The sequence below is a fragment of the Nocardia sp. NPDC050630 genome (genome assembly GCF_044457245.1).
Classification (GTDB): Bacteria; Actinomycetota; Actinomycetes; order Mycobacteriales; family Mycobacteriaceae; genus Nocardia.
In genome coordinates this window covers 1,706,447-1,719,804 of record NZ_JBITGN010000001.1, presented here as the reverse complement: position 1 = coordinate 1,719,804, position 13,358 = coordinate 1,706,447, and the positions used below count along the sequence as shown (strand labels likewise).

Genomic DNA, 13,358 nt, shown 5'->3' with positions numbered 1-13,358 from the left:
CTGACATTCTCACTGGTCTCATGGTTGATTCAGCGGCTCGGATGGGGTTTGCGCCAGGTGGGACGGTGGGCGTTGGTGATCCAGCGCAGAGTCCATTCGGCCGGGCCGTAGCGGAACCAGCGCAGCCAGAGTGCGCTCACGACCAGTTGGAGGGTGAACACGAGGAGGGCGGTCGACATGGTCGCGAGAGGGGAGAATGTTCCGGCGGCGGCGAATCCTATGCCGGTGAAGATCACTAGGCCGATGGCTGATTGGGCCAGGTAGTTGGTGAGGGCAATACGCCCGGCGGGGGCCAAGGCTGCGCGGATGAAAGACGTGCGGGGACTGTGCATCACGCGGAGCAGTGTTGCGACGTAGGCGGCGGTGAGCAGGGGTGCGGTGGCGACGCTGATCGCTACTGGGAGGGTGTGACCGGTGCCGCCGCCGATGGCGAAGAGGATGCTGCCCGCCAGGCCAGTGGGGAAGCCGATGAGTTGGATTCGGCGCAGGATCGGTTCGTCGCCGTGTACATGGGTGAGCAGTTTGCGGCGGCCCGCGACCAAGCCGAGTAGGAACATCGCTAGTGCGGTCGGTCCCTGCAGCGTAAGGGCTTGCAGGACAAGGAGCCCGAGGCCATCGAGGTGTTCGCCGATGATCTCGCCCCAGCCGCCGAGCATGGCCTGGGTTGCGCGCTCGGCATTGGCTTGTGCCTCGGCAGTTGTGGGCAGCAGTGCCGACGCATCCATGAACGCCGTGGCGAGCAGCAGGCTCGCGACGACCAAGCCGTACAGAATCGCGGCGACGCATAGTGCGGTTCGGTCGCCGACCCGCCGCATCCAGAACAACACCAAGCACGCCACCGCATAGGTGGTGAGCACGTCACCCGCATACAGGAAGACGATGTGCAGCACACCGAGGACGAACAGTCCCCCGATGCGGCGCAGCATCCGCGGTTCGAAGGCGGTTCGCGCCGCGGCCGCCGAGTCCATCTGCAGGGTGAAGCTGTAGCCGAACAGGAATGAGAACAGCAGATAGAACTTCATCTCGACGAACACCTCGGACAAACCGCGCACGACATCGTCAAGGGTGGAGGTAAACGCGGGGTCGGTCACCAGATTGCCGGGATAACCCGAGGCCATGAAGGTGATGTTGACGACGAAGATGCCCAGCAGGGCGAAGCCGCGCAGTGCGTCGACGTCGTGTACTCGTGATCTGGAGGCGACCAGCTGATCGGTCATTACGTTCTCCGCACATCTTTAGTATCCGAGGGATACTATCCACCATATACTATCTCTGGGGCTAATATCCCGCAGATGCATCGGCGATCCCGAGGAGGCAACGCCATGACCGACGACGCGCTGCCCGCCGACCTCGCCAGGCTCTGGCGACGCCCGGTATCCACACGGCTCGGACGACCGGCGGAACTGGACGTTGACCAGGTCGTGCGCGCCGCAGTGGACCTCGCCGACCGCGCCGGGCTCGGCGCGGTCACGCTGCTGAAGGTCGCGCAGACACTGGGTTTCACCAAAATGGCGCTATACCGCCACGTCGGCTCCAAGGACGAACTCTTCGAGCTGATGGCCGATTTCGCCACGGGCCCGGCACCGGATCTCAGGGCCGGACTCGGCTGGCGGGCCGGGCTGCGGCAGTGGGCGCATGCGATGCGCGCGGTCTATGCCGAACATCCGTGGCTGCCGCAGTTACCGATCTCCGGCCCGCCGCGCGGGCCGAACACGATCGGCTGGATGGATGCCGCATTGCGCGCGCTCGCCGACACCGGACTCGAGTGGGCCACCAAGGTCGGCATCCTGACGCTGGTGAGCGGGCATGTGCGGCAAGCGAGTCTGCTCACCCAGCAGATCACCGAGGCGCGGCGCGGCACCGGTCTCGACGAGGTCCAGGCCAATCGGAACTACCGCCGCACGCTCGCCGTCCTGGTCGACCCGCACCGCTTTCCCGAGGCGGCCGCGCTGTTCGCCGGTCCACTGTTCGAATCGCCGCCGGACGGCGATACCGATGCGGCCGACCAGGACTTCGTTTTCGCGCTGGAACTGATCCTCAACGGCGTGGCCGTCGAGATCGACGGCGCATAGGACTCAGTCGAGCAGACGCCAGGCCCAAGTGGTGGACAGTTCCAACGGGTCAGTCGTGGTGACCGTCCGCGGATGGGTGTTGATGCCGTTGGGCGGACCGGATTGTGGCTCTACACAGGCGGCTTCGGGCTGTTGGTCGAAGACGACGACCCACTCCGCGGGACTGGTAATGGTCAGCTCCAGAGCGTGGGGCCAGGTCAGGGTCACAGCGGTGCCATCGGGCATCCCGAAACAGTCGTCCCATGGCCCGGGTTGCGGGGCAATGCGGCGTCCGGTCGGGAGATAGTCGGGGCCGCGCTCCTCCTGCCAAGCGGGGGTGAAGTCCAGCTGAATATCCTTGCCGGAGCCTAAATTTCGCAGAAACCACGGATGCCAACCGACCTGCGCCGGAAACGACTCGCCCGCTGTTTCGACCCGCATGGTCAGGGTGATCGAGTAATCGGTGAGCTGGAATTCCTGGGTGACCCGTCCACGATACGGCCACGGGTCGGCGAGTTCGCAGCTCAGCGCGGCGGTGGATTCCGTTGTGCTGAGGACGTGCCAGGCCGTGTCGCGGGCCGTGCCATGGATTGCGTGCGGATCGGCGTTGATCGGTAGCTGGTGCAACGTTCCGTCGTACCGGAACTGGCCTGAACCCATCCGCCCACACCAGGGTGCCATGGGGAATGCGCCGTACCGCGCGCCCTGCCGCAACAGTTCCAGATCGCCGACTCGGAAACTGGTCAGCCGCCCGCCATTCTCCGGGTCGATGCTGACCTGCGCCGTGCCCGCGGCCAGCACAACACCGGAATTGCTTGCGTCGGCCATGAGCGCTCCTCCTTGCGACTATGGGGGTCAGGTAACACACAGTGCCATGAGCAGTACGGTCACGCTGACCAACGCGGCGCGCCCGAAACCGTCGAGCTGACTTATCTGGCGCGACGGGCGCGGGCATGCTTGGGTTAGACGGCATCGGCGGCCGGAAACGCGAGGTGACAGATTTGCTGGATATAGTGCGGGGCGTGTCCTTCGTCCAGCTTGCGCTCGACCGGATCCCGGAGCCGTACCGGTCGTATCTGATCCAGCGACGTGAACTGCTCAAGTTCGCCGTGGTGGGCGGGATCACCTGGTTCATCGACACCGGAATCGTCTATGCGCTGAAGCTGACCGTGCTCGGCGAGAAGCCGCTCACCGCGCGCGTGCTCGGTGTGTTGATCGCGACCATCGTGTCGTATGTGCTCAACCGGGAGTGGTCCTTCCGGACCAGGGGCGGTCGCGAGCGGCACCATGAGGCGGCGCTGTTCTTCGCCATCAGTGCGCTCGGTATCGGTGTCACGCTGTTGCCGCAGGCGGTTGCGCTGTATGTGCTCGATATCCGGGTGCCGCACGTCAGTCCGGTGACCCAGGCCGTATCGAACTTCATCACCGGCCAGATCCTGGGCGTGCTGCTCGCCATGGCGTTCCGGTACTGGGCGTTTCGGCGGTACGCCTTCCCCGACGATCTCGTTCAATCGGAGCTCGAACCGCGCTAGGTCGCTTACCTTCCAGGTAATTGCCCCGCGTCGGCAACCGGGCGAAGATCGCCGGTATGACACAGATCGGGCTGTTGCTACCCAGCCGCGAAACCTCGATGACCGGCGAACACGATGCCGCCGGATTGGTCCGATTCGCGCGCGCCGTCGAGGATGCTGGATTCGATTCGGTGTGGATCGGCGATTCCCCGCTGGCGCGCACCCGAGTCGATCCACTACCGCTTCTCGCCGCCGTCGCCGCGACTACCACGCGCGTCCAACTCGGCACCGCCGCACTCACCGCGACACTGCGTCATCCCCTGCTCGGCGCCCACACCGCCGCAACCGTCGACCAGCTCAGCAACGGCCGATTGATCCTCGGCCTCGGCGCCGGATTCCCGCTACCCGAGAGCCGCGACGAATTCGCCGCTGTCGGTGTGCCTTTCGATCAACGTGTTGGCCGACTCGACGAAACGGTGGCCATCTGGCGGCGGAGTTGGTCCGGTGGCACCGAATTCGACGGCCACTACTGGCAACTCGACGACCTGACCCGCACCCTGCCCGCCGCGAGCCAGGACGGTCCCCCGCTGTGGTTGGCAGGCAGTGACACGCCGAGGGTGCTGGAACGGGTGGCACGACACTACGACGGCTGGCTGCCGTTCCTACCAGACCAGGGCGCCTACGCCCGCGCATGGCAGACCCTGCGTGAAAAGACCACCCGCACCATCACCCCGGCCCTCTACGCCACCATCAATATCAACTCGGACTCCACCGCCGCGCGCACCGAACTCGACGGCTACGTCCGTCGGTACTACCGTCGTTCACTCGACGAAATGTCGATGATCCAAGCCTATTTCGGCGGTTCCGCTGCCGAGTGTGTCGACTGGCTCGGACGCTACCTCGATGCGGGGGCGCGGCATCTGGTATTGCGCATCGGCTCATTGCAGGCCCGCCGCCAACTGGACCTCCTCGCCGACGCAATACTCCAAACGGCCTGAACCTCAGGCCTTCAGCTGGGCGATCTGAATCAGGTTGCCGCAGGTGTCATCGAGCACCGCGGTGAGAACCGGTCCCTGATCGAGCGGTTCCTGAGTGAATCGCACACCTAGCCCGCGCAACCGCTCGTACTCGGCGTACAGATCGTCCACCGCGAACGAGGTGAACGGAATCCCGTCCTCGACCAGCGCCTCTTTGAACGGACGGGCCGCCGGATGCCCATCGGGCTCCAAGAGCAGTTCTACGCCGTCCGGTTCCTGCTGGGAGACGACCGTCAGCCAGCGCGCCTCGCCGAGTGGCACTTCGGTCTTCTTCACGAAGCCGAGCACGTCGGTGTAGAAGCGCAATGCCTTGTCCTGATCGTCGACCAGAACACTGGTGATATTGATACGGATCATGGGTCCTCCTGGAGCCAGCGGTGCGTGAGCTGCCGCAGTGGTTCTCGATTCAAATGGTGGAACTTGTACCGGCCGTCCCGGCGCGTGGTGACCAGACCGGCGGCCGCCAGCACGTCCAGATGCTGCGATATCGCTTGTCTGCTCGAGGTGAGCTGGTGCCGCATGGCGAGTCGCGCGCAGAGCTCGAACAATGTCTGACCGTCGCGATCGGCCAGTTCGTCGAGGATCGCCCGACGCGTGGGATCGGCCAGTGCCTTGAAGACATCGCCGCTCACATCCACACTATAGGCAAGTAACCACTTGCCTATCAAGTGCGGTTCGGATCGAAAACAGGGCGCGCGAATGTATCGGGGGCCGAGCTAAATTGGGTTGATGAGTTATGAGTTCGTGGTGCTACCCGCAGGCGCGGCGGCATCGCCGGGGGACGTACTTCCTTATTTTCGATCCAGACGCGGCCAACCCGCCGACGACCACCTCTACCAGACCGTCATCGCCGGACTGCACGGCTGGAACAGCCGAATTCCGGCCGCGGCACGACATGCCAGGCTGCGCATCGAGGCGGCCGGAGATGCGGTCCGGGTAACCGCCGCCGACAGCGTGGATCGCCGCAGGACGCGCGGCTCCGCCATGGACTACGCCGCGCCGCGGGTACGCGAGCTCATCGAAGCCCTCATCGCGGGTTTCGCATATGAAATCTACGATGCGCGCACAAACACCTTGACCAGCCCCGAAATTCGTCGCTACGCCTCGATAGATATCGGCGGTGAACGCAAGTACTCCTCACTGACCCAGCGCGAGATCTTCGACTGGGTCCGCCAACTCCATCTGCTGGCTGCCGCCCCCTTCCTGATCGCCGAAAAACGAAGCAGCGCAACAAGCTTCATCCGGACCCGCCGCAACTCCCCCACCGACTACACCCTCGAACTACACCACCCCATCCGCAACCAACGCCTCGGCACCACGCTGACCGACGGCGCAATGGTCGCCCAACTCATCTGGGACTGGGCCTGTGACGAGTGGAGCCGCCTGGACGGTATCGATTGGGCACCGTTGGATTGAAATAATCAGTGCCACTGGATAATTCGCGCCGAATCCGCTCGCCGGTCAACGCCTTCCTCGGCCATACATTCGCCTACGATGAATGTCCGGGCAATACGCACACCGCGTCCAGGCCGAGCACGTGATTGAGCCGCCCGAAGGCCAACCACGATCCGATGCTCATACTCAATTCGACGATTTCGGTCTGACTGTAGTGCGCTCGCATTCGATCCCAGAACTCGTCATCGAGATGGTGGTGATCGGTGGCGTAGCGTTCGGCGTATTCGGCGGCCAGTCGGGTGCGTTCGTCGAACCGGTCGGTGGTGCGCCAGTTGGTCACCGCGTCCGCGAACTCGGGCTCCACCTTCTGACCGTCGCGTTCGGTGCGCCAATCCAGACAGAAGATGCAGCCGTTGACCTGGGCGATCTTCAGTCGTGCCGCCTCGAACTCGCGCAGTCCGAGGGTCGAATGCGAATACACCGACAGCGAGAACTTCGAGGCGGCCAGGCCGATACCCGGCACCATCTCGCCCCACACGTAACCGATCGGGTCCTTGCCCTCGGGGATGTCGATGATCATGGATATTTCCTTCCGAGCTTGCCGACTGCGGGACGCAGTGGGACATCGAGCGCGTCATAGAGTCCGGGATCGGCGTCGACGAGCCAGTCGATGGCATTGACCAATCGACCGACCGCGGTGGCATTGCCTCCCGCCGAACGGTTTCCGTCCTCGTCGGCGGCCTCGATGGTGATTTCGATGCGCGGGTGGCCCTCGATGAGCACGCGGTGTGCGCCCTCGCCGTCCGGTGGCCTCGGCCAGTCCGGCGCGCAGGACGGATGGATCCGAGTGACGTGCTCGATAACGATGCGCGCCTCGCCCTCGACGATCCCCTGCACCTCGAATCGCAATGCACCCTGTGTGCCCGCCGTGAACTCGCCCATCCGCTCAGTGCTCACGGTGGCGTCGAGTGCGCGCCGGTCCAGGGTTTCCCGGATCTCCTCGAGTTCGACCTGCAGCGCCCGCGCCATCAATCGAATCTGCCCACCCCACACCATGGTCGGGATGCCAGGCGCCACCATCGGCGGCAGATAGTCCATCGGTTGGCCCATGCCGACCAGATAGCGCACCGAATCGGGCTGTTCGTAGGTGGTGTAGTCGAATATCTCCTGGCAGCGGATCGCGTCCACGGTGCTGCCGAGTCCGCTCATCAGCAGCGGCAGCACGTCATTGCCCCAGCCGGGATCGACACCGGAGACGAACAGCGACCCACCGCCGCGTGCGACCGCCGCTAGCACCGGTTCGCGCATTTCCGGCGGGGCGCTGCGCGGATCGTAGAGCGCATAGAGCGCCGGGGTCACGACGACCGCGCCGGACTCGACCGCCCGGACGATATCGGCGAGCGCGTCATCGGGGCGGATATCACCCGAAGCCGCGTACACCACAGCACGATGTCCCGCGGCCAGGGCGGACTCTATATCGGCTGTCGCCGCGACAGCGAGGTCGTAATCGAGCCCCGCGAGCCGCCCCGCATCACGGCCGACCTTATCCGGATCGTGGACGAGCACGCCCGTGAGTTCCAGCGCCGGATGAGCGTCGACGGCGCGGATGGCCGCGCGGCCGACATTGCCGGTGCCCCAGACGATCGTGGGGATCATCGAGTGAGCGTAGCAAGCGCTTGGTTTGGTGGCCCGGATTATTCGAATTACGCAGCAGGACTAAGGAATTCGTGTGGCTATTTCGCGGCGTTGTAGCGGACCAGATAGTCGGCGAAACGCCGGATGTCGGCGTCGTCCCATGCCGTCAAGCGCTCGGCGAACTCCTGATGGCGACGCCGTTCGGCCGCCCCCGCGACCCGCCGCCCCTCCGCGGTCGGGCGCAGGATGTGGTTGCGCCGGTTGTCCGGATCGACCTCCCGGGTCAGATAGCCCAAGCGCTCCAGTGCGCCCACCTGTCGACTGACCGTGGACTTGTCGAGCAGGAAATGGTCTGCGAGATCGGTCGCCTGACAGCCGTCGCGCTCGATCACCAGATCCAGAATGCTCGATGCGACCAGCGACAACTCCGGATGCAGCTCCGAGGCGCGGCCGCGGGCTCGCCGGGCGAAGGCGGTCAGCTCGCGCTGGATGATGTGGATCGCCGCGCTGCGCGGTTCACTGGCCATGGTTGCACTATACATCAGTTGTATGCTACAACTGTAATAGTTGTATTTACCAACTATTAGGAGTTGACACTCATGCGCTCGCACCAGCTACGGCATGTCGCCGCACATCTGCTGACCCCACTGCTGATGTGTCTCGGCATGGGACTTGCCTATCTGGGTGCGTTCCATCAGCCCGAGCCGAACCATCTGAAGGTGGCCGTGGTCGGTACCTCAGCGCAGGACATGGTGCTGGCGCAGACCATGAAGGACAAGGCAGGTGACGCACTCGAGGTCGTTACGCTGCCCACCCGCGATGATGCGACCGCGCAGTTGCGCGACCGCACGCTCTCCGGTGCGTACCTTCCCGACCCGCGACATCCCGAACTGCTTGTAGCCAAAGCGAATTCCGATACCACCGCCATGGCGGTCGAGCTGGTGTTCCGGCAGGTCGCCGGGACACAAGGGGTGCCGATGACAGTCACCGATATCGCCCAGACTGCCAGCGGCGACCCCACCGGACAGGGCCTGTTCTTCCTGCTGGTCGCCCTGAGTATCGGCTCCTACGGCAGCGTTGCCGCGATCGGCGCGGCGGGCGCCGGACTGTCCATGGGGGCGCGCGCGGCGATCGGCGTGGTGACCTCGCTAGTGGTGAGCGTCATGGGAATCGCCCTGGCGGCGCCGGTCTTCCACATCGTCGACCATGATTACGCGGCGATCTGGGCGATGGGTTGGCTGTACTCGGCGGGAATCATCACCGTCGGCATCGGACTGCACACCTTCTTGAAGCGTTGGACCACTCTCGCGCTGATGGTGCTGTTCGTCATGCTCAACTTCACCACCTCCGGCGGCATCTACCGTCCCGAACTGCAGAACGGCTTCTTCGGTTCGCTGCACGCCTTCTGGAACGGCGCGGGTTTCGTGGAGGGTGCGCGCAGCCTGCTGTATTTCGACGGCGGCGCGGATTTTGCCGGTCGCATCGCGAGCCTGTTCGCGTGGCTGGCCGTCGGCGCGGTACTGCTGGTGATCGCCGCACGATACGAACGGCATAACTTCCCCGCGCCCGCCGCTCCGGTCCGCGCACAGCGACCGGTAGCGGCCGAGGAGGAAATTGACGAGACGGTCGGCGTCTGACGCCTGTTGCTTCCACCCACGGATGTAGCCCATCCGTGGGGCGAGTTTCGTGGTCGCGGCGCGGGGCGGTACCGGGTACGATGATCACATCGCCGCTCTGGCACTCGAATTCCGCAAAACCTAATTTATATGTAACCATGAGTTACATATAAATTTGTGCCGTTGTCACGTCGGGCACGCTCTGCGATATCGCATGGTGCGCAACCGCTGCCGAGTTGATCGACACACCTAGCAGGGTGCAAGATCATGGATGTGTCGCGTGGCGGCGCCGGGTGGACGGCGATCGGCATGGAGGCACCGTGATCGAGGAGCTCGCCGTGCGTCCACCTTCGCGCTCGCACTGAAGTCGAGCAGGGCATCGAGGCCCACTGCATTCCAGCACCCTTCGCGGAGCCGCATGGCTGTGCGTCTTCCTCGCGCGAGAGACGATTCATGGCATCAACCGAGCGAATTGGCACGGGTTTTGGCCGAACTGCGCACCGACCACCAACTGGTCGCAGATATCCTGCGCAGACTGACCGAACTGCTCGACTCGATCAGGCCGGACAATGCCGATACCCTCCGGCGCGAATTGGATGGGCTGGCCGCCATTCGGGACTGAGATAGCCACCAAATCAGAGGCAGGTACGGTATTACCGGCCGGACCGCGTAGACAGGGGCGAGGAAGCATCGGTGAAAGGTCGGGGCGCGATATGAATCAGCCGTATTCGCACTGGTATGCCCAGAACTCGCCGGAGAACCTACCGCTGGCCGCGCGGTATCAATCCGCCGACCCGATCACCTGGAACGGCAGCCTGATCTACCCGATGTACACCGAACAGGTTGGGGCGGCGCCGATCCTGGTCACCATGAAGTTGCTGTCCGCGGCACCGCCCGCTGGTCTGCGTGGACACGGAATTGGGCTGTCGGTGGTCGATGGGCATATCGGCATCGATGGCAGGCGCCTGGCCGGGGTGGACGTGTGGAGTGATGCACTCACCGCCGGCGTTACCTTCGAGGTGGTTCCGACCGCGCCGGGCACGCTGTTCTCGCTGACACCGGTGTGGGTCGACGGATTCGGCGCACAGAAATCCTGGTCCGGCAACTATGGCATCCTCATCGAACAACCACCGACCGGGCGAATCGTCCTGTGGTGCAGCGTCGGCGAGGGCCCGCCCAATTTCGCCAACCTGGTGATCGAGGTGGACACCGCCAGTTCGCCTGCCGCCTCCGTCCCGGCTCCGGCGGCCGCTACCCCCGTGCCAGCGTCCCAGTCATCGCAACTCGCAGAACCGCGACAGGACAGATCCCGGCAGCCGACGCCACCGACTCAGCCGCAGCGAGCCGTGTCCATTGGGTCAGAGCAGCCCGGACTCCCCGAGCCGCCGCCAATACCGCAGCGAGCCGTGCCGGTTGCCCCAGAGCAGACTCGGCTTCCCGAGCCGCAGCCGACACCCCCGGACCGCGAATTGGTGCGGTTTCCGGAACCACCGGAAACGGCGTTCGTCCGCCCTGAGTTCCCGGCGGCAGAGCAGACTACGCCGCTGCAATCCGCGCGTATTCGGTTGGAGGAACCGTCGGTTGCCGCGCCGGTACCCGAGCGTGCAGCGGATGCCGACCACATCCCGCTCCCGGAACCGCCGAAGTCCGAGCAGCCGAAATCGCAGCAGCGCACCAAGGACGGCGACCGCGGCTATCGCGCCGCCCTCTACGATCTCGGCGTCGCCATGTTCGGCCGCGGCGAAGAGGAACAGGCGTGCGGTCTATGGGCACAGGCCGCAGAGGCGGGGCATGCCGGGGCGGCCTATGACCTCGGCGTCGTCCTGTTCAATCGTGGCCAACTCGGCGATGCCGAGCGCTGGTGGCGCACCGCGGCCGATCGCCGCGAATCACGCGCCATGACCGGACTCGCCGACCTCCTCGAACGTCAGGGCAACCACGCTGAAGCCCAGATGTGGCGCGCCTGCGCAGCGGAGGAGAAGACCGATGAACACGATCAATCGGTAACTTCCGGCTGAGTATCAGCGGAATCGCTGCCGCCAGCTGGTCCCCTGGCGACCATCAGCGCGAAATCGAGCACGTCGTCCACGGGGCGGCGGGATTCTCGGCACACGGATCGTCGGCGGCCTGACCGATCTCGTTGGTTCAGGAATCTGGGGTTCCGGTAGTAACCGCCAACGGATATGACGTAGCCGCAGCCGACCGCAGATGAATCGCGGGTTCGGCCTGCGGTAACGGCTGGTTGGCTTGGCTCCCAACGCTATTGGTTGGTGCCGGAGGTCGGGTGTGAGTAGTTGCGGTACAGAAATCCCGGTGAGAACGATCATGGTCATGAGCTGAGCGCCGCGGCATCCGGTCGGGGCCGGGAGACGTCTGCGTTGCGGAGGTCGGCGAAGTCGGCGTGGGCCTGCTCGACGGCTTCGGGGTATGCCTCGCGCTTGGCGTGCTCGGCGAGCGCTCGGTAGATGCTCGCCACCGAGGGGTTCTGCCTCTTGCGCTTGCCGGTAGGGATGATCAGGTCGGGCTGGATCTGCTCGACGGACTCGCCGCCCGCGCGGCGGCGCAGCACGGTGTGCAGCATGTCGTCGGTGATGACCGGGGCCGGCCACCGTGCTTGCCCTTGCGGGCCGCGGTGTCGAGTCCTTCTAGCGTGGACTCGCGGATTTCTCCCGCTCGGTCTCGGCCATCGCGGCGAAGAACGCGAACAGCAGCTTGCCGGGCCCGGTGGGGTCGTAGATGCCGGGTAGCGGCCCGGCGAGCTCCTCGGCGCCGACCAGGGCGATGGGGCCGCCGCCGCTCCGGCGAGCCGGTCATCGGCTCGACCGGCCCTGACTCGGCACGCTGGCCGTGGCCGCGGTGGGGATGATATCGGGCGGGCGTTGGCGGGCGAGAGGGGTGGCGGTCAGGGCGGTGACCGCCATCGCGGCGATGCCGACCAGCGCTGCGGTGGTGTAGGCGTGGTCGTTCGGGAAGAGATGACCGGTGTCGGTGGCCAGGACCAGGCCCCCTATCGCGCTGCCCAGGGACCGGACCCGGGGCCATCATCGGATGCTGATCCGTCGGCGTAGCGAGGTCGTGTCGGACATTCAGCAAGACCGCCGTCGTCGTCATCACCGCGAAGTCCGCCGGGCGTAAGGTCTTCGGCCTCGCCACCCCAGGCGTCCGTCTCGCTTGACCTCTTGCGCGTCAGTCCGGCAGCCAGTGCAGCTCGTGTGCCAGGGTTTTGGCGACGGTACGGATGCGGCGGTGTAGTGGTGACTGCTCGCGTGGGAGGACCAGGTGGATCGTCAAGGTGGGCGCGCCCCGCAGCGGTCGCCAGGTGAGACCGGCCGGTGCTGCCGTGACCGCGGCTTCACCGGCCGGAGCGAGGGTGACCCCGTCGTGTAGGTCGCGCTGAGACATGTCGAAAGAGACTGCGGGCGTGTGGAATCGGGGGTGTGGTCGGGTGTCGCGGAACAGTGCGGACAGCTGGTCGTGGATCACAGGGTTGGCCGTACGGGCGGGGAGTCGCAGCGGATACGCGGCCGCGTCGGCGATCTCGATCTCCGGGTGTTCGGCCAGCGGATGATGCTGTGCCAATTGGACCCCGATCCGTTGACGCCGCAACAGGAACCGGCGCACGCCACGCCCCGGCTGTTCACCGCGGGTGATCCCGGCATCGATGCGGCCGTCGGCGACCGCGGGGGAGATCTCCGGTGTCGCCATCGGGACCGCACCGACCTCGAGCCCTGGGCTGCTGCGAATGAGCCTGTCCACCAGGGCCGGTGCCGTCTCGGCCCCCGTGCTGAGGCTGTATCCGATGCGCAGCGTGCCCAGTTCACCGGCCCCCGCGCTCCGGGCGGTGTCCCATGCCCGGTCCAGCGCCGCCAACGCGGGCGGCGCGAACTCCGCCAATGCCGCACCGGCCGTGGTCAATACGACGCTACGCGTGTTACGAACCAGCAGGCTCGTACCGAGTTCCGCCTCCAATCGGCGCATCCGGGCACTGAGTGCGGGCTGCGCGATACCGATCCGTGCAGCGGCGGCGCGGGTGAAGTTCAATTCCTGCGCCAGCACCAGAAAGTACCGCAGGCTAACCGTATCCGGCGCCACGTGCCCTCCCCCTCGATTAAT

At 65.5% G+C, this 13,358-nt stretch carries 16 protein-coding genes; 7 read left to right on the top strand and 9 right to left on the bottom strand.

Annotated features, from left to right (window positions below):
• Positions 1–29 precede the first annotated feature (29 nt).
• Positions 30–1,217: a DUF418 domain-containing protein gene (locus ACIBG0_RS07310; protein WP_397030087.1), complete on the bottom strand. Its 1,188-nt coding sequence runs from the start codon at positions 1,215–1,217 to the stop codon at positions 30–32.
• A gap of 105 nt (positions 1,218–1,322) precedes the next feature.
• Here ACIBG0_RS07310 and ACIBG0_RS07305 point away from each other — a divergent pair, with 105 nt between their 5' ends.
• Positions 1,323–2,072, top strand: coding sequence for a TetR/AcrR family transcriptional regulator (locus ACIBG0_RS07305; protein WP_397030086.1), 750 nt, complete (start codon positions 1,323–1,325; stop codon positions 2,070–2,072).
• A 3-nt stretch (positions 2,073–2,075) separates the two neighbouring features.
• Here ACIBG0_RS07305 and ACIBG0_RS07300 read toward each other — a convergent pair whose 3' ends face one another.
• Positions 2,076–2,879: an aldose 1-epimerase gene (locus ACIBG0_RS07300; protein ID WP_397030084.1), complete on the bottom strand. Its 804-nt coding sequence runs from the start codon at positions 2,877–2,879 to the stop codon at positions 2,076–2,078.
• Positions 2,880–3,073: 194 nt separating this feature from the next.
• Here ACIBG0_RS07300 and ACIBG0_RS07295 point away from each other — a divergent pair, with 194 nt between their 5' ends.
• Positions 3,074–3,583, top strand: a complete 510-nt coding sequence (locus tag ACIBG0_RS07295) for a GtrA family protein (RefSeq protein WP_040690789.1) — start codon at positions 3,074–3,076, stop codon at positions 3,581–3,583.
• Between the two features lie 56 nt (positions 3,584–3,639).
• Entirely contained in the window at positions 3,640–4,560 is a 921-nt protein-coding gene (locus ACIBG0_RS07290; RefSeq protein ID WP_397030082.1) for an LLM class flavin-dependent oxidoreductase, read from the top strand.
• Between the two features lie 3 nt (positions 4,561–4,563).
• On the opposite strand, the gene ACIBG0_RS07285 is transcribed toward ACIBG0_RS07290, so the two are convergent.
• Together ACIBG0_RS07285 and ACIBG0_RS07280 are read right to left on the bottom strand one after the other, a co-directional pair.
• Entirely contained in the window at positions 4,564–4,953 is a 390-nt protein-coding gene (locus ACIBG0_RS07285) for a VOC family protein (RefSeq protein WP_397030248.1), read from the bottom strand.
• Entirely contained in the window at positions 4,953–5,231 is a 279-nt protein-coding gene (locus ACIBG0_RS07280) for an ArsR/SmtB family transcription factor (protein WP_397030081.1), read from the bottom strand. Before ACIBG0_RS07280 ends, ACIBG0_RS07285 begins: the two co-directional genes overlap by 1 nt.
• Before the next feature lie 97 nt (positions 5,232–5,328).
• Here ACIBG0_RS07280 and ACIBG0_RS07275 point away from each other — a divergent pair, with 97 nt between their 5' ends.
• Positions 5,329–6,015 carry a hypothetical protein gene (locus tag ACIBG0_RS07275; RefSeq protein ID WP_397030079.1) on the top strand — a complete coding sequence of 229 codons (687 nt, stop codon included), beginning with the start codon at positions 5,329–5,331 and terminating at the stop codon, positions 6,013–6,015.
• 73 nt (positions 6,016–6,088) lie between these two features.
• Here ACIBG0_RS07275 and ACIBG0_RS07270 read toward each other — a convergent pair whose 3' ends face one another.
• The 3 genes from ACIBG0_RS07270 to ACIBG0_RS07260 form a co-directional block, all read right to left on the bottom strand.
• Positions 6,089–6,574: a carboxymuconolactone decarboxylase family protein gene (locus ACIBG0_RS07270; protein WP_397030077.1), complete on the bottom strand. Its 486-nt coding sequence runs from the start codon at positions 6,572–6,574 to the stop codon at positions 6,089–6,091.
• Positions 6,571–7,650: a dihydrodipicolinate reductase gene (locus tag ACIBG0_RS07265; RefSeq protein WP_397030075.1), complete on the bottom strand. Its 1,080-nt coding sequence runs from the start codon at positions 7,648–7,650 to the stop codon at positions 6,571–6,573. The genes ACIBG0_RS07270 and ACIBG0_RS07265 overlap by 4 nt, the downstream gene beginning before the upstream one ends.
• 77 nt (positions 7,651–7,727) lie before the next feature.
• Positions 7,728–8,156 (bottom strand): MarR family winged helix-turn-helix transcriptional regulator, encoded by a 429-nt coding sequence (locus ACIBG0_RS07260; RefSeq protein ID WP_397030073.1) that lies wholly within the window; start codon positions 8,154–8,156, stop codon positions 7,728–7,730.
• A gap of 72 nt (positions 8,157–8,228) precedes the next feature.
• On the opposite strand from ACIBG0_RS07260, the gene ACIBG0_RS07255 reads away from it, so the two are divergent.
• The 3 genes from ACIBG0_RS07255 to ACIBG0_RS07245 all read left to right on the top strand — a co-directional run bounded on the left by ACIBG0_RS07255 (position 8,229) and on the right by ACIBG0_RS07245 (position 11,263).
• Positions 8,229–9,266, top strand: coding sequence for a hypothetical protein (locus ACIBG0_RS07255; RefSeq protein WP_397030071.1), 1,038 nt, complete (start codon positions 8,229–8,231; stop codon positions 9,264–9,266).
• Positions 9,267–9,663: 397 nt separating this feature from the next.
• A complete protein-coding gene (locus tag ACIBG0_RS07250; RefSeq protein ID WP_397030069.1) occupies positions 9,664–9,867 on the top strand; it encodes a hypothetical protein in 204 nt (67 codons plus the stop codon).
• Positions 9,868–9,958: 91 nt separating this feature from the next.
• Entirely contained in the window at positions 9,959–11,263 is a 1,305-nt protein-coding gene (locus ACIBG0_RS07245; RefSeq protein WP_397030067.1) for a hypothetical protein, read from the top strand.
• A gap of 311 nt (positions 11,264–11,574) precedes the next feature.
• Here the strand turns inward: ACIBG0_RS07245 and ACIBG0_RS07240 are convergent, their stop codons facing one another.
• The gene (locus ACIBG0_RS07240) at positions 11,575–11,826 is read right to left on the bottom strand and encodes a hypothetical protein (protein ID WP_397030065.1); all 252 of its coding nucleotides are present in this window, start codon (positions 11,824–11,826) and stop codon (positions 11,575–11,577) included.
• A gap of 605 nt (positions 11,827–12,431) precedes the next feature.
• Positions 12,432–13,337 carry a LysR substrate-binding domain-containing protein gene (locus tag ACIBG0_RS07235; RefSeq protein ID WP_397030063.1) on the bottom strand — a complete coding sequence of 302 codons (906 nt, stop codon included), beginning with the start codon at positions 13,335–13,337 and terminating at the stop codon, positions 12,432–12,434.
• Positions 13,338–13,358 lie beyond the last annotated feature (21 nt).